Genomic DNA, 16,323 nt, shown 5'->3' on the forward strand with positions numbered 1-16,323 from the left:
TACCCCTTCTTTCCTTTGTGATCTATCCTAAACTGCAATCGGAGCTTTGATCCCCGGATGCGGATGGTACTGTTCAATTTGAATATCATCCATTTCAAAATCGAAAATACTGGTTTTGTTTTCATTTAATTTCAATACTGGAAAGTCTTTGGGTTCACGTTTTAATTGTTTCGTCATTTGTTCGATATGATTAGAATACAAATGAGCATCGCCTAAAGTATGAATAAACTCTCCTACTTCTAACCCTGTCTCATGAGCGATCAAATGAGTTAAAAGCGCATAGCTGGCAATATTAAAAGGAACACCTAAAAAAATATCCGCGCTTCTTTGATAAAGTTGACAGCTCAACTTTCCATCAGCTACGTAAAATTGAAATAACGTATGACAAGGCGGCAAAGCCATATTCGGCACATCTTCTGGATTCCAGGCAGAAACGATCAGACGTCTAGAATCAGGTGTTGTTTTTATCATTTCAATAACTTGTTTCAATTGATCGATCGTTTCTCCTTGCGTTGTTTTCCAGTGACGCCATTGCGAACCATAAACGTTCCCTAATTCTCCATACTGAGCTGCAAAAGTTTCGTCTTCCAAAATCCGTTGACAAAAAGTTGCCATTTCTGTTTGGTAAAGTTGGTTAAATGCTTCGTCGGCCAATGCTCTACGTCCGAAATCGGTCATATCCGGTCCATGATAATCTGTGCTTTTTATATAGCGTTCAAACGCCCACTCGTTCCAAATATGGTTATTGTGTTGTAATAGATAGCGGATATTCGTATCGCCTTTGATAAACCACAATAACTCACTTTTGATCAGACCAAAAGGCACTCGTTTGGTCGTCAGCAGAGGAAAGCCTTTTTGGAGATCAAAGCGCATTTGATACCCAAAAAGACTATTTGTTCCTGTTCCTGTTCGATCGGTTTTTTTACTGCCTTCTTTCAATACATTTTTACCTAAATTCAGATATTCGGTTTCCACAATTGCTCCCCCTACATTGCTTTATTCATTTTCAAATTGACTTAAATATTCCCAACGCGCCATTTTTTGTTCTAATTGATTCTCACGACGCGTCAGCGTTTCTTGTAATTCTTGCAAACGCGTAAAATCACTGCTATTTTCCAGCATTTCATTTTTTGTAGTTTCAATATCGCTTTCTAAAGCAAAAAGGTCTTGTTCGATCGTATCCCATTCTTTTTTTTCTGCATACGTTAATTTAACTTTAGACCCTTTTTCTTCCGAGACCGTTTGTTTGTTTTCACTGCTATTTTCTTTGGGTTTATTTTTTTTATCTTGGCTATCCAACTTTGCAGTTTCTTCTTCTTGAATGTATTCTGTAATGCTGCCAAAGTAAGGAACCACTTTTCCTTCCCCTTCAAAAATCAATAATTTTTCAGCTGTTTTATCAAGGAAATAACGGTCATGCGAGACCGAAATGACAGCTCCCGGGAAAGTTTCAATGTAATCTTCTAAAACAGTCAAAGTAGCGATATCCAAGTCATTGGTCGGTTCATCTAGCAATAAAACATTTGGTTGCTGCATCAATAATTTTAATAGATAGAGACGTCTTTTTTCGCCACCCGACAATTTGCCGATAAGTGTGCCATGAGTATACTTTTCAAATAAAAACTGTTCTAGCAAGTTGGTAACACTGATTCGTTCTCCATTAGAAGTTTCAACTTCTTCTCCAACTTCTTGCAAGAAAGAAATAACCCGTTTGTTAGGATCCATTTCTTCTGTCATTTGAGTATAATAAGCAATTTTCACTGTTTCTCCAACGACAAGTACGCCCGAATCTAACGGAATACGTCCAGCCAAAACGTTTAGTAACGTCGATTTTCCAGCACCGTTTTTCCCACTGATGCCAATCCGGTCTTTTGCTTGCACCAATAAATTAAAATCTTTGACAATTGGGTGACCAGCAAATTCCAGCGAGGCATCTTGTAAATCAAAGACCCGTTTTCCAATCCTAGCTCCCTCTAAATTCATCTCCACAGATTCATCTGTTTTGACTTGGTTTAAATTTTCTTCCAAATCAGAAAAACGATCGATCCTAGCTTGCTGTTTAGTTGTTCGAGCTTTAGCTCCGGTACGCATCCACGCTAATTCTTTGGTATACAGTTGTTTGCGTTTGTGTTCTGCTCGAATAGAGGCTTCTTGGCGTTCTGCTCTAGCGATGATATATTTTTCATAATTTCCTGTATACATAATAGCTTTTCCGTGTGACAGTTCAATCATACGATTGACAATACGGTCTAAGAAATATCGGTCATGAGTAACGAGCAGTAAAGCTCCTCGATAAGAACTAAGATAGTTTTCAAGCCACGTGATGGTCTCAAAATCTAAGTGGTTTGTCGGTTCATCTAATACTAATAGGTCCGGTTCTTGTATCAGGACTTGGGCCAAGCCTACGCGTTTTCTTTGCCCTCCGGAAAGAGTCGCTACTGATTGCTCTAAGTCGGTAATACCCAATCTCGTTAAAATCATTTTAGCGTTGGTGTCTGCCAGCCATGCATCATGATCGTTCATTCCTTGTTCTGCTTTTGAATAGGCATTTTGATAAGTTTCGTTCATTGGATCTAAAATCAATTGTTCCAAAGCTTTCTCATAATTTCTAAGAGCCACTAAGATGGGCGTATCGCCTTCAAAAACAGCATCAAAAACGTTTTGTTCTGGGTTTAAATCCGGTTCTTGTAACAAATACCCCATTCGATATCCTTTTGGTGTTTGAATTTCGCCTTTTTCACCGCTGTCTCTGCCTGTAATAACATTTAATAAGTTGCTTTTACCTGTTCCATTGACGCCAATTAATCCGACACGTTCGCCTGTTTTAATAGAAAAACTGATATCGTCAAACAGTGTTTTTTCACCGTATGTTTTTGTTAAATTGATTACTTTCATTTCTTTCATACTTAATCTCCACTTTCCCATAACTAGCACGCATTTTTTAATCTGCTTTATTCTAACATACATTTACTCAATTTTATAGAGAGCGAACACCGTACAATCCAAAGCGATTCGGTTCTTTCAGCTTTCTAAAGGCAGTTCAGAAACGGAAGATCCAAATTTGAAAAGTCGGTTGATAGTTTTGTTCTATTGGTTAGTTTTAACGAACAGTTGTATAGCTATTGCTTTAACTTTGCAGCTGTCCGTTAAATATTGACGGTTCACTCAGAAAGTTCTTAAAACAAAAGCCGGAGCTGAGACTGATGTCTCAACTCCGGCCTAAAGACTAGCTGCAATTTAAGATAAGTAATTTTTAAATAGAGCCAAATCTTCGTAAATCATCTCTAATAACTGACGATTATAAAAAATAGACGCTGGATGAAAAGTCGGAAATATCCGGTACTGTTCCATTGTCCAGGTGTAAGTAGTGGCATCTGGGGTAGCTAACTTTTGAATGGGTCCTTCATATAATTGGCCATGAAGCTGCATGATTTTCGCCTGGTTTCCGATTAAACGTTGCAACCCTACATTGCCCATTGTTAAAATAATCGGCGGATCAATGGTTTTTATTTCATAATCTAGCAATGGCGCATGTGCTATTATTTCTTTTTTAGTCGGCGTTCGATTGTATTTGCGCATAAAACGTTCCCCAGTTTTTCTATCTATTTTCTCTTTTTCTTGATAAGGTCGACTTCTAAAAGTACTGGTAATAAAAACTTCTTCACGAGTAACCTCTAGGAAATCAAAAAACTTCATCAATTCTATTCCCGCTCTGCCTGTGAAAGGAATACCGTTTAAAGATTCAACTTCTCCAGGAGCTTCACCTACCAACATAAAACGCGGGTGGATTGGCCCTATTCCCCATAAAAAGCCTTCCACTGGAAAGTGCGCGCTTCGTTTTTTAGCTAATTCAATCAACTCTTCAGTTAAAATAGTCTCCATTTCTTAACAGCTCCTTTCTCCTCCTATTCTACCAATCCTTTCTTACGATACAAACTTAAAGGTAATGGCTGTTTCTGCTTATGAGACTCCAGCAAAGAAAGCCTCACATATAAAAAGGAAGGAGCTTATCCTTGTATATCAGATAAGCTCCTTTTTTATTGTTAAAATAAGCCCTTGATTTCTCCATCCTCCGTAATATCCATCTGCAGAGCCGCTGGCTTCTTAGGCAAGCCGGGCATGGTCAACACTTGTCCCGTTAACGCTACAATGAATCCTGCACCTAATTTTGGAACAAACTCTCTGATAGTAACATCAAAACCTGTAGGACGACCTAACTGGGTTGGATCATCGGATAAGGAATACTGAGTTTTTGCCATACAAATGGGAAGATGATCCCATCCTCTTTCCGCGAAAGTTTGCATTTGTTTCTTGGCTTTTTTGCTAAACTGCACACCGGAACCACCATAAATATCAGTGACGATCGTGGTCACTTTTTCTTGAATGGTTCTTTTTTTCATATCATAAAGTGGAACAAAATCAGATGATTGCTTCTCAGCCGTTTCGATGACGGCTTTAGCTAATTCAATTCCTCCTACTGGGCCTTTTTCCCAAACAGAAGTGAGGGCAACCGGGACATCCAGCGCTTCAATCATTTCTTTTAAACAAGTTTCTTCTTTTTCGGTATCTGATGAAAATTCATTGATGGCTACTACAACAGGCAGTCCATAATTTTGCATATTCTCAATATGCTTTTTCAAATTTGCAAACCCTTTTTTTAGCGCTTCGATGTTTTCATGCGCTAATTCAGTTTTTATGACCCCTCCGTGCATTTTCAAAGCACGGATAGTCGCAACAATGACGACTACATCTGGAGCTCTTTCCAATTGCGGAACTTTAATATCTAGAAATTTTTCTGCACCCAAGTCTGCACCAAACCCAGCTTCAGTTACAGTATAGTCGGCTAGTTTCATAGCTGTCTGAGTCGCTAAAACACTGTTACAGCCATGAGCGATATTTGCAAATGGGCCACCATGTACTAAGGCAGGTGTATGGTATAAAGTCTGTACTAAGTTTGGCTTGATAGCATCTTTCAGCAATAAAGCTAAAGCTCCTTGAACTTTCAGGTCAGCAACCGTCACCATTTGACGATCATAAGTTTCGCCAATGACAATATGTGAAAGACGGTTCTTTAAATCATCTATATCAGTAGCCAAACATAGAATAGCCATCATTTCACTAGCGACAGTAATATCGAAGCCATCTTCACGAGGAACGCCATTAAAACGTCCGCCAAGTCCAACCACGATATTTCTTAATGCACGATCATTTAAATCTAATGCGCGTTTCCAAGTGATGGTTGCTGGGTTGATCTGACAGCCATTTCCTTGGTAGAGATGATTGTCAATAAAAGCCGATAGGGCATTGTTAGCTGCAGTCAAAGCATGCATATCTCCTGTGAAGTGCATATTGATGTCTTCCATCGGCATCACTTGCGCATAACCTCCTCCTGCTGCCCCGCCCTTCATCCCCATCGTAGGTCCTAGTGAAGGTTCTCTCAACGCTAAAATAGTAGATTGCTCTAAATAGTTCAATGCATCAGCCAGTCCAACCGAAACAGTGGTTTTCCCTTCTCCAGCTGGAGTAGGATTGATAGACGTAACAAGCACCAGTTTTCCTGCTGGCTTTTTTTGGCCAGCTAATTGGTTGATGCGTTTTAAATTGATTTTAGCTTTGTACTTACCATATAGTTCTAAATCGTCTTCTATTAAATTTATTTTTTCTGCGATTTCAACAATGGGCAACATTGTCGATCGCTGAGCTATTTCAATATCCGATAACATATGTACTCTCCTTTCAACTAAACGAGCAGACACGTACTAAATTTGTTTTCTCGTTTGTTTCTATCTGCTTTAAATTATACAACACTTGCTTAAAAAGAAAAACCTTGCTTCTTATTCTTGGCAAATAAACTTGTTAAATATTCAATTGGCTCAATTTCATTGAAATCTATTTGACGGAAGCGGTTAATCTTCCTATAATGTAGATAAGCCATCATTCTTGTATCCTCTTTATTTTATATGCACAAGTTGGCTTAAGTTTAAATAAACTCATCATTAAGGGGGACTTACAGATGGAAAATGGAGTAGTTAAATGGTTTAGCAACGAAAAAGGATATGGTTTCATTGAATATAATGAATCAGACGATGTCTTTGTGCATTTTACCGGAATCGAAGGAGAAGGTTTTAAAAGCTTATCAGAAGGTCAGCAGGTTACTTTCGATATTGTGGAAGGCAACAGAGGCCTGCAAGCGACAAACGTGATCGTAATTGAAAATGTTTGATTTTTGAATGCTTCTGCTTATCAAGTATTAGATAGTTCACTAAAATTTTCTAAATAAAAAACGATAAACTCTATCGAGTTATCGTTTTTTATCGCCTCTGCAGCCTCTTCATACTTGGTTGATTGCCTCTGCTGTTTCAATTAAGACAGCTGGAGCCAGTTGTTGAATCGCCGTTACCAACTTTTTCTTGTTTTTTTGATTCAAATAAAAGACAAGAGGTTCTGCGGAATCAGCAAATTCTGCTTGAATGGTGCGCTGTTCTGACAAAACTAATTTAGACAAAAGAAACATCGAATAACTCTTTTTTCTGAAGCCTCTAAAATAAGTTAGTTCAAAGGAGTCTTTTGAAAGCTTTAGTGTAGAACCAAATCCAAAATACAGCAGAATCAGACAAGTAACGCTCATAAAAATGCTAATACCAGAAAAATGTTGTCCTTCTAGAATATCAATAAGACTGATAAAAAAAGTTAACCAACAAATCGACCAATAAATAATTTGGAAAGCTGGTTCCAAGGAGAGACGAACTTTTAATGCTAATTCTGCTTTAACTATTTGGCATTCCCCCGCTTCATCTAATGAAACTACACACTTATCATAGCACAACTTTTTCTTAAGTCCAATTGAGAAGTATAGAAAGGATCAGACTTTATGTTGCGAATGTATACAGATGCTTCTACAAAAAACAACCCCGGTCCGAGTGGTGCAGGAATCGTTTTAATTGCCGATGGATTACATGAACAGTTAGCTATTCCGCTCAAAAGAGAACTGAGCAATCATGAAGCTGAGTTCGAGGCGCTCATGACGGGGTTAATATATTTGTCAGAACACAATTACACAAATCAGTCGTTATTGATTTTTTCAGATAGTAAGATTGTCGTAACGGCTATTGAACGCAATTACGTAAAAAACAAGGTCTTTCAAGCATACCTCACCAGCATCAATCAGCTGTTGCGCTTGTTTCCGTCGTTTATGATTCAATGGATTCCTGAATCTCAAAATAAAGAAGCCGATCACTTGGCGCGTCAAGGGCTCAATAAGCACATGAAAACACGCCATTGATGCCTGCTAAACTAAAAAAAGCTATGAATCCTAATAGGATCATAGCTTTTTTAACTGCCAGTTTCTTCTTTATTTTAATTCGACGTCTTCTAATTGTGTGCCTTCATACTCTTCATCATATTTTTGTTCAGCTTGAAACGGTGTTGTTCCATCTGATAACTCACGATAAAAAACTTGTTTAGCGGTAATTTGGTAAGGTTGAATATAAAATGAAATAAAAATTGTATAAATCATTAACAGAATAAAAACGATAATAAACGCAACCATTACTCCCCCGCCGTTCATGGAGCTGTTTTCTAAGGTTTGAAGGCTGCCTAATAAGAAAATAATGAAAACGAATAAAGGCACCAATAACCATAATAAAATAGATAATTGCAAACGGAACAATTTCCATTTTTTCCCTTTCATCATCTTCCGACTTTTATCAAGTGCTTCCATGATCGTTATTTCTGGTTCATCTTTTAAGATATTCAAAGCTTGACTATAACTATAAGATTTAATAATTCCTGGGATAACCAAAAGCAAAGACCACAACATAACCAAAATACTCGTTACTAGCGTAAGCCCCAACACTTTCCAGATTCGCTTTCGGCTAAAAGTTTGAAAAAGTGCTTCTACAGTAAGTTTAGCCCCATCTACCATATCCAATATACTCCAATCGTAACCAACAGAAAGGACACTGGTCAATATTCCAACAAACATACCAATTAAACTAGCCAGTATACCGCTGCTGATGGTTATTTTTGAAGCCGTATAAGGATCATAGGAACCAGCATTGTCGAATAGATTGGTTAGCGTTGAAAAAGAAGCCAATCCCATTACACCAAAAATCACTTGACTGATTACTCCGCTTAAAACAGAAATAACCAGCAAGTTTAAAATAGCCACTTTCCAATTCCCTTTTAAACGCTGCCTAGCCGTCTGTTTGATTTCTTTTATTTTCATCTGTATCTCCTCCTTTTATTCGAGGCAGCAAAACCTCTGTTTCAAATTCTATCATAGTGTATAAAAATAAGTTTCTCAAATAATTTAATTTCTCAATAGGAGTCCATAACAATTTGTTTAACAATATCACTAGTTTTAATTAGAACCTCTACGGAATACAGGTACGATACAATCACAAAGAACATTCTCTGATCGGATGCATTGAGCTCTTTTCTTTTCCCATTCTAATCAGAAAAAAACAAGCCTGCTTGAAGAAATAAATGCTTCAAACAGGCTTACTTTTTATTTTATTTTTTTAAACGGTCCATTTTTCGTAATCTTCAGCTTCCATCGATTCTACCATACCTACTAAATAACCATTTCCTACTTGAGAGAAGAAATCATGATTAGAGGTTCCAGTTGAAATTCCATTCATAATAACCGGATCAACATCATTAGCCGTATCAGGGAATAAAGGATCGAAACCTAGGTTTTGTAAAGCTTTGTTCGCATTGTAACGCAAGAATACTTTTACGCGTTCAGTCCAGCCGATTTCATCATATAAATATTCTGCATATTTCACTTCATTTTGATACAATCTGAATAATAATTCATAAGTCCAGTTTTTCATCTCTTCTTGCTCATCCTCAGCTAACTGGTTGTAGCCTATTTGAAACTTGTATCCAATGTAAGTGCCATGGACAGATTCATCCCGTAAGATAAGTTTGATGATTTCAGCCACATTCGGCAATTTGTTATTGCCTAAATAATGCAATGGTGCAAAGAACCCTGAATAAAACAAGAACGATTCTAACATAACGCTAGCTACTTTACGTTGCAATTCAGTACCATTTTGATAGATATCATTGATGGTCTCTGTTTTTTCTTGCAATAATGCATCTGTGTTGATCCATTGGAAAAGATCTTCAATCTCAGCTTTAGAGTTCAATGTACTAAAAATAGCACTGTAACTTTTAGCATGCATGGATTCCATAAATTGGATATTGTTGTAGACGGCTTCTTCATGTTGTGTCCGAATCGAGTCTTTCAAAGATTCGACACCATCTTGTGATTGCAGCGTATCTAACAAAGTTAGACCGCCTAAAACTTTTGCAAGCATCTCTTTTTCATTTTTAGGCAGACGAGCCCAATCGCCTAGATCATTCGATAATGGGATTCTTGTATCTGTCCAAAATTGTTCAACTAATTTTTCCCAAGTTAGTTTATCAATCATATCTTCTATTTTATTCCAATTTATTGCATCATATCTTTTTGTCATAGCCACAATTCACCCCTCTTAAATGCTGCAGCTTTCGCAAGCATTTGAACCTATTTCTTCTGAATTTTCTGTAAACGTACGAATATAATAAAGCGACTTGATGCCTTTACGCCAAGCATAGTGACGCAAAATATTTAAATCACGGGTCGTTTGTTTAGACGTACGTCCTTCTTTCCATTCATACATGCCTTCTGGAATGTCTGAACGCATAAAGAGTGTCAAACTCATCCCTTGGTCGATGTGTTTTTGAGCGGCTGCATAAACATCGATCACACGGCGCATATCAATATCATAAGCAGAAGTATAATACGGCAATGTTTCATTCGACAAGAATGGTGCAGGATAATATGTTTTACCTGTTTTCTTTTCTTGACGTTCTTCGATCAACCGAGTAATTGGATGTAAACTAGCAGAAGTTTCATTAACGTAACTGATAGAACCTGTAGGCGCTACTGCTAAACGATTTTGGTGATACAAGCCGTCTTTCATAACTGCATCCTTCAAGTTAGCCCAGTCTTCCTTAGTCGGTACAATAAGCGAACCAAATAGTCCAGCTACTTTGTCGCTTGTAAATTGATGATCTTCCTGCGTATAGTTGTCAAAATATTCACCAGTAGCGTATTTTGATTTATCAAAATTATGGAAAGATACTTTTCGTTCACGAGCTAATTTATTACTAGCAACAAGCGTATAGTAATTCAGCATCATAAAGTAAACATCTGTAAACTCAATCGATTCTGGCGAGCCGTATTCGATTTGGTTCAATGCTAAAAAGGTATGCAAGCCCATGGCCCCAAGACCGATCGTATGGTATTTATCATTTCCGTTTTTAACTGAAGGAACAGCTTCGATACTGGATTGATCTGTCACCATTGTCAAAGCACGTACCATAGCATCAACGGATTTGCCAAAATCAGGGGACTTCATCAAATTCACAATATTTGTTGAACCTAAGTTACAACTAATATCGGTACCTAAAGCTTCATACGTTTGATCATCATTGATCAGCGAAGGTTCTTGGATTTGCAAAATTTCACTGCATAAGTTGCTCATCGTGATTGTTCCATACACAGGGTTTTCGCGGTTTGCTGTATCAATATTGATAATGTAAGGATAACCTGATTCTTGCTGAAGTTTGGAAATCTCATTTTCCAATTCACGAGCGCTAATTTTTGATTTGCGGATTTCTTCGTTATTAACCATGTTGTCATACTCTTCAGTGATGTCTACATAAGCAAACGGTCTGCCGTAAATACGTTCAACATCATAAGGGCTGAATAAGTACATTTGCTCATCATGAGCTGCTAGTTCATAAAACTTGTCTGGTACAACTAAACCAAGAGATAATGTTTTAACCCGAATCTTTTCATCAGCATTTTCTTTTTTTGTAGATAAAAAAGAAACGATGTCTGGATGGAAAACGTTCAAGTAAACAGCTCCGGCACCATTAAGTTGTCCCAATTGATTAGAATAGCTGAAACTGTCTTCCAATAATTTCATAACTGGAATAACGCCACTTGAGGCATTTTCTATTTGCTTGATTGGATCGCCAGCAGCTCGCAGGTTTGATAAGTTGACTCCAACTCCTCCACCGATACGCGACAATTGAAGCGCACTATTGACTACGCGTCCAATGCTGTTCATATCATCGGTTGCTTGAACTAAGAAACAAGAAACCAATTCGCCACGACGTTTGCGTCCTGCATTTAGGAATGTTGGTGTCGCAGGTTGATAACGCTGATTGACGATCTCATCTGCAATCGTACGAGCCAGTTCTTTGTCTCCATTTGCTAAATACAACGCATTGAATACAATACGGTCCTCGTAACGTTCCAAGAAACGTTCCCCGTCATTGGTTCTCAGAGCATATTGTGTGTAGAATTTAAATGCCGACATAAAAGAACGGAACCGAAATTTACGGCTGTAAATATCTTCAAATAACTCTTTTACGAATCCACGATCGTATTGGTTTAAAAATTCTTCTTCAATATAATCTTCTGCCAGTAAATAATTTAATTTTTCATCTAGTGTATAAAAGAAAACTGTGTTTGGATTGACGTACTCCAAAAAGTAAGCACGTACAGCTTCACGGTCTTTATTCAAAGGAATAGAACCATTTACAGGTCGATTCAATTCATTATTCAATTTAAAATAAGTTACATCTTTTGGCTTGGTTGCTAATACTGGTTTATCCAAGTTCTTTCACCGCTTTCTTCAATAGTTGTACATCTTCGTCGTTTCCTTGAAATTCAAAAGTATGTAACAAAGGCACTTTATATTCTTGTGCCAGATTTTTTGCTGTAAAAACAAATAAGTTTCCGAAGTTCAGATTTCCGCCGCCAGCAATCCCTTTAAAATAAGTACGATTATTATCTGTCTCTATGAAGTCATTTATGATTTCAGTTGCTTCTACTTCATAAGTGGGAACAACAACGATAAAAGGTTCATGAATTGAAAGATATGGATTCGTTGGCGTAATCTCCAATAAATCCATATCTAGCTTTTCCACAAATTTTCGTGTCTGCCCTGTTAAAGACATATAAACAACTTTCATACTAATTGGTCAAGCAAGTCTGGTCGGAATCCATTGAATGCTTCTTGCCCTTCAACTGTAATAACTGGGACTGAACTGAATCCTAATTCTTTTACTTCTTCTAATGCAGTTTCTGATTCAAAGATATCTTTAGCAATGTATTCAATACCTTTATCATCTAAATATTTTTTGGTAAAGTTGCATTGCATACAATTAGGTTTTGAATAAACAACGATTACTTTTTGAGCCATTTTCATTACTCCCTTTAAATTAACTATTTTTTGGTGAAACCTATTCTCTTTGGGTTAAACACCGAATTGCTTTACTTCTAATATACTACACAATATATTGCTTTTTTACAATCATAAAGACACCATATATAGTTTGATTTTATATTCACAAGGCTCCCTGCCACTATATATGGTATCTCTTGTGAAATGTCAAAAACTTCTTAAACGCTTATTTTATCTCAGTTTTTTTAATTGTTCCCTACGTCTTTCACAATCATTTATTTTCTTTGTATGATTTTTTTATTTTGAAAAGATATTGAGCAGCAGGTGTTTTATTAGGTCCTTTCTAAAATCTGAAAAAGTAGTCGTTTTTTTAATTTTTTTTTTGAAAAATGGATTTGTGAAAAAACAAACTTTAATTTATTAAATAAACTTGAGGTAATGAACTCCAATAAAATAGTACGTTAAATGGTTCCAAGAAGTAAAGCTATTTATTTTTAAAAAAACATTTTAAATTCTCTTGAATTAAATTCAAGAATAGTATTGACTTTTTATTCATTATCCCATATAATAAATTCTGTTGCTAAGAAATGTCTCAGTAGCTCAGCCGGATAGAGCATTCGCCTTCTAAGCGAACGGTCGGGAGTTCGAATCTCTCCTGAGACGTATTTAACCTAAAACGAGGTAAAACCGATGACCAAAAACGTTGATTTCACAGCGTTTCATCAAATTGAGAAACATACAAGTTAAAACCATTTCGGAGTTATTTCGGAATATCTCGGAAAGCAAAAAAAGCATTCACTTCAATGTGGATGCTTTTTATGTTGTTAACCAGAATAATATATTTACATATTTATGTATGTTTCACCAATTTTTATGCACAAATCTCTTACAAACAATTTTAACAGGAAGTTTTCTGTCTATGCTTTAACTAGTAGGATTGTAATTTAGTTTACCTGGTACTCATCTCTCTTGTTGCTCATATGCAAACTCCTTCTATCAGAATATACGATAAAATAACTTTATATAACTTTCCGTTGTGTTTTCAACACTTTAAGTTATACTTCAATAGTTACTTCAGGACAAGGAGCGGAAAAATGCCTCATGCAAACGAAACAAAAACGTCTCAGCAAATTTCTTTACTTCGTTCACAATTTGGTTGGACCCAACAAAAATTAGCGGATAGAATCGGTTTTTCTAAACAAACGATCTCTAATTGGGAAACAGGATTAAAAGTACCGCGTATGGGTGCAATTTATAAAATGGCAAATTTATTTCGTGTTTCAGTAGATTTCATTATTGGCGGAGATAAACCAACTCCTCAGTGGTCTGACAAGAAAGACATATTGGATTTAAAAGTTATGTTAGAAAACAACGTCAATATGGCTTATGACGGCGCAGAATTAACTGATGAAGAGAAACAGAGAGTGTTTCAATTTATTAAGACATTGATTTGAAATACCGTTCTTGGTCATTTATTAGTTACAAAACAGGCTCATATTATTAAACGAGTGGTTAAAAGACAGTAATAAAAGTTTTTTTGTTTAATGTTTTATTGAGATCAGTAAACATTTTTATATTTGATGCCCTTACTGATACATATTGTTTTTTAGAAAGTTCTAAAATAATTTTAGGCATATCATTTAGGAGGTAAAAGAAATGACTTTTAAAGAATTTATAGCATACATGGATAAAAACTTAACGAGTAAAGATACATTTTATGAAAAAGCGTTGGAGGATCAATTGGCCAGAAATGCTAGACGCGCACCAGCTAAGAGATGGAATGAGACGAAATTAGATAGAGCGGTCGATAAATTATGGGTGGAGTTAATGAAAAATGTTTACGACAAATTTAAAATGACTATTCGTACTCAATCTTCTGATCCTTATCAAGCTTGGATCGATTATATAGAAAAAACTGAAGCTTTAGAAAATTTAGACGACATGATGATTGATTTAGAGTTTAACTAATACTTTATCGCTACAGATGATACATCGAGAAACACTCCGCTAATTAAAAAGGCCTATAAGAGTTTAACGAAAAACTTTTATGGACCTTTTTTGTTTTATGCACTTTCTTTAAAACAAATCTTTTGAATCAATGTATTGTGTCGGTTCTTTAGACATCAATCCGCTAACCGATAAAAACTCAGCGTGTAAAATGCGTCTAACATCTTCATCTGTTATCATTTGATGTTCTTTTTGTTTTTTAGTTTCTGATTCCTCTTTTTTTAAAGTATAAATTTGCTTAATGCCCGCCATATTGATTCCATCAGCTAAATAATCTTTGATCTCAAGAAGCACATCAATGTCATTTAGAGAAAACATTCTTCTGTTCCCTTCATTGCGTTCAGGGTGAATCAAGTCTTGTTCTTCGTAGTACCGAATTTGACGTGCTGATAAATCTGTTAATGTCATAACTGTGCCAATGGGAAAAACTGACCTGGAGCGTCTCAACTCTTTCTCTCTCATTTTTGCCCTCCTTTCGATTACTTTTACAGAATAGCAGTGTTTTTTTTTACTGTCAATAAAAAGAAACGAAGATGTTACATTTCCTGACATCTATTTAGCGGCCTAAAAAAAGAAAGAGCTAAGACAATATTAAGTCTTGGCTCTTTCTGGTTGTATAGATCGTTATTTTAATCGAGCTCAATAAAGAGTCATGTATTTCTCTTGTTCCCATTCAGAAACTTGTTCACGATAAGCTGCCCATTCCACACGCTTAGCTGTAATAAAACTATTATAGATATGGGAACCCAACGCTTCTTTGACAACTTCGTCTTCACGCAGGTATTTCAATGCATTATGCAGTGTAGACGGAAGATCGATGATGCCTCGTTCATGACGTTCTTCAGAAGTCATACGGTAAATATTGCGGTCAATTGGTTCTGCTACTTCCATTTCGTTTTTTATTCCATCCAAACCTGATTTTAATAGAACTGCTAAAGCCAAGTAAGGATTAGCACTTGGGTCTACGCTTCGTAATTCGACCCGTGTAGACATTCCGCGTGAACTCGGTACACGAACCAGCGGCGAACGGTTACGAGCGCTCCACGCCACATAAACTGGAGCTTCGTAACCTGGAATCAATCGTTTATAAGAATTAACGGTAGGATTACAAATAGCTGTAAACGCTAATGCATGCTTCATCGTTCCTGCTAAAAATTGATAAGCCGTTTTGCTTAATCCCAAGTCATCTGTTTCATCACAAAAAGCATTGCCTTCTTGATTGAATAAAGACATATTGAAATGCATCCCTGACCCGCTGACACCTTGCAACGGTTTAGGCATAAATGTTGCATGGAGGCCATGTTGACGCGCAACAGTCTTAACAATAAGCTTAAAGGTTTGAATATTATCACAAGCTTCTACAGCATCAGCGTATTTCCAATCGATCTCATGTTGGCCCGGAGCTGTTTCATGGTGACTTGCTTCAATCTCAAAGCCCATATCTTCTAATTGCAGGACGATTTCACGACGACAATTTTCACCTAAATCCATCGGAGCAAGGTCAAAGTATCCGCCATCGTCGTTTAATTCGAGAGTTGGCTTGCCGTTCTCATCAAGTTTAAACAAGAAGAATTCTGGTTCTGGCCCTAAATTAAATTCAGTAAAGCCTAGCTCTTCCATTTCTTTCAAGACGCGTTTCAAATTGGTACGAGGATCGCCTGCAAAAGGTGTGCCATCGGGATTATAAATATCACAGATCAAGCGAGCTACTTTGTCTTTCCCAGTGCCAATTTCCCACGGAAAAACTAACCATGTAGCCAAATCAGGACATAAATACATATCGCTTTCTTCGATTCGGACAAAACCATCAATTGAAGATCCATCAAACATCATTTGATTGTCTAACACTTTATTCAATTGACTGATCGGAACTTCAACATTTTTGATCGTTCCATCAATATCGGTAAACATCAAACGTAAAAAACGAACATTTTGTTCTGTTGCACTATCTCTGATTTCTTCTGCTGTGAATTTTTTCATTGTCTTAAAAATTCTCCCTTTCATGATGTGGCTCTTTTTTTTATTTTTTCTCTAACTGAACGAACAAAACTGTCCAACTTTCAAC

General features: G+C 36.7%; 16 protein-coding genes and 1 tRNA gene. 5 read left to right on the forward strand and 12 right to left on the reverse strand.

Annotated features, from left to right (window positions below; all coding sequences use genetic code 11):
* Positions 1–27: 27 nt before the first annotated feature.
* From JHE06_RS06475 to JHE06_RS06490, 4 genes are all read right to left on the reverse strand, one after another.
* Positions 28–975: a thymidylate synthase gene (locus tag JHE06_RS06475; protein WP_058918624.1), complete on the reverse strand. Its 948-nt coding sequence runs from the start codon at positions 973–975 to the stop codon at positions 28–30.
* Between the two features lie 21 nt (positions 976–996).
* The gene (locus tag JHE06_RS06480; protein WP_201088273.1) at positions 997–2,904 is read right to left on the reverse strand and encodes an ABC-F family ATP-binding cassette domain-containing protein; all 1,908 of its coding nucleotides are present in this window, start codon (positions 2,902–2,904) and stop codon (positions 997–999) included.
* Between the two features lie 333 nt (positions 2,905–3,237).
* On the reverse strand, positions 3,238–3,882 hold the full coding sequence (locus JHE06_RS06485) for a uracil-DNA glycosylase (protein ID WP_201088274.1): 645 nt from the start codon (positions 3,880–3,882) through the stop codon (positions 3,238–3,240).
* Positions 3,883–4,043: 161 nt separating this feature from the next.
* A complete protein-coding gene (locus JHE06_RS06490) occupies positions 4,044–5,723 on the reverse strand; it encodes a formate--tetrahydrofolate ligase (RefSeq protein ID WP_201088275.1) in 1,680 nt (559 codons plus the stop codon).
* A gap of 290 nt (positions 5,724–6,013) precedes the next feature.
* On the opposite strand from JHE06_RS06490, the gene JHE06_RS06495 reads away from it, so the two are divergent.
* Positions 6,014–6,223: a cold-shock protein gene (locus JHE06_RS06495; RefSeq protein WP_058918628.1), complete on the forward strand. Its 210-nt coding sequence runs from the start codon at positions 6,014–6,016 to the stop codon at positions 6,221–6,223.
* 108 nt (positions 6,224–6,331) lie between these two features.
* Here the strand turns inward: JHE06_RS06495 and JHE06_RS06500 are convergent, their stop codons facing one another.
* Entirely contained in the window at positions 6,332–6,826 is a 495-nt protein-coding gene (locus tag JHE06_RS06500; RefSeq protein ID WP_201088276.1) for an EbsA family protein, read from the reverse strand.
* Between the two features lie 45 nt (positions 6,827–6,871).
* Here JHE06_RS06500 and JHE06_RS06505 point away from each other — a divergent pair, with 45 nt between their 5' ends.
* Complete coding sequence (locus JHE06_RS06505; protein WP_201088277.1) at positions 6,872–7,282, forward strand: ribonuclease HI family protein; 411 nt, start codon at positions 6,872–6,874, stop codon at positions 7,280–7,282.
* 69 nt (positions 7,283–7,351) lie between these two features.
* Here the strand turns inward: JHE06_RS06505 and JHE06_RS06510 are convergent, their stop codons facing one another.
* The 5 genes from JHE06_RS06510 to nrdH all read right to left on the reverse strand — a co-directional run bounded on the left by JHE06_RS06510 (position 7,352) and on the right by nrdH (position 12,269).
* A complete protein-coding gene (locus JHE06_RS06510) occupies positions 7,352–8,227 on the reverse strand; it encodes a DUF975 family protein (RefSeq protein WP_201088278.1) in 876 nt (291 codons plus the stop codon).
* 295 nt (positions 8,228–8,522) lie between these two features.
* Positions 8,523–9,485, reverse strand: a complete 963-nt coding sequence (gene nrdF, locus JHE06_RS06515) for a class 1b ribonucleoside-diphosphate reductase subunit beta (protein ID WP_058920222.1) — start codon at positions 9,483–9,485, stop codon at positions 8,523–8,525.
* Between the two features lie 18 nt (positions 9,486–9,503).
* Positions 9,504–11,681 carry a class 1b ribonucleoside-diphosphate reductase subunit alpha gene (gene nrdE / locus JHE06_RS06520; RefSeq protein WP_201088279.1) on the reverse strand — a complete coding sequence of 726 codons (2,178 nt, stop codon included), beginning with the start codon at positions 11,679–11,681 and terminating at the stop codon, positions 9,504–9,506.
* The gene (nrdI, locus tag JHE06_RS06525) at positions 11,674–12,039 is read right to left on the reverse strand and encodes a class Ib ribonucleoside-diphosphate reductase assembly flavoprotein NrdI (protein WP_201088280.1); all 366 of its coding nucleotides are present in this window, start codon (positions 12,037–12,039) and stop codon (positions 11,674–11,676) included. Before nrdI ends, nrdE begins: the two co-directional genes overlap by 8 nt.
* Entirely contained in the window at positions 12,036–12,269 is a 234-nt protein-coding gene (nrdH, locus tag JHE06_RS06530) for a glutaredoxin-like protein NrdH (RefSeq protein ID WP_058918633.1), read from the reverse strand. Before nrdH ends, nrdI begins: the two co-directional genes overlap by 4 nt.
* Before the next feature lie 571 nt (positions 12,270–12,840).
* Between nrdH and JHE06_RS06535 the strand changes: the two genes are divergently transcribed.
* The 3 genes from JHE06_RS06535 to JHE06_RS06545 all read left to right on the forward strand — a co-directional run bounded on the left by JHE06_RS06535 (position 12,841) and on the right by JHE06_RS06545 (position 14,219).
* Positions 12,841–12,914 (forward strand) — tRNA-Arg (locus tag JHE06_RS06535).
* Between the two features lie 431 nt (positions 12,915–13,345).
* Positions 13,346–13,705: a helix-turn-helix transcriptional regulator gene (locus tag JHE06_RS06540; protein WP_201088281.1), complete on the forward strand. Its 360-nt coding sequence runs from the start codon at positions 13,346–13,348 to the stop codon at positions 13,703–13,705.
* 202 nt (positions 13,706–13,907) lie between these two features.
* Positions 13,908–14,219: a hypothetical protein gene (locus JHE06_RS06545; RefSeq protein ID WP_058918634.1), complete on the forward strand. Its 312-nt coding sequence runs from the start codon at positions 13,908–13,910 to the stop codon at positions 14,217–14,219.
* A gap of 108 nt (positions 14,220–14,327) precedes the next feature.
* Here the strand turns inward: JHE06_RS06545 and JHE06_RS06550 are convergent, their stop codons facing one another.
* Positions 14,328–14,720 (reverse strand): MerR family transcriptional regulator, encoded by a 393-nt coding sequence (locus JHE06_RS06550; protein WP_201088282.1) that lies wholly within the window; start codon positions 14,718–14,720, stop codon positions 14,328–14,330.
* A gap of 177 nt (positions 14,721–14,897) precedes the next feature.
* Positions 14,898–16,238 carry a type I glutamate--ammonia ligase gene (glnA, locus tag JHE06_RS06555; protein WP_201088283.1) on the reverse strand — a complete coding sequence of 447 codons (1,341 nt, stop codon included), beginning with the start codon at positions 16,236–16,238 and terminating at the stop codon, positions 14,898–14,900.
* Between the last annotated feature and the right edge of the window lie 85 nt (positions 16,239–16,323).

The organism is Carnobacterium sp. CS13 (assembly GCF_016653495.1).
GTDB lineage: Bacteria > Bacillota > Bacilli > Lactobacillales > Carnobacteriaceae > Carnobacterium_A > Carnobacterium_A antarcticum.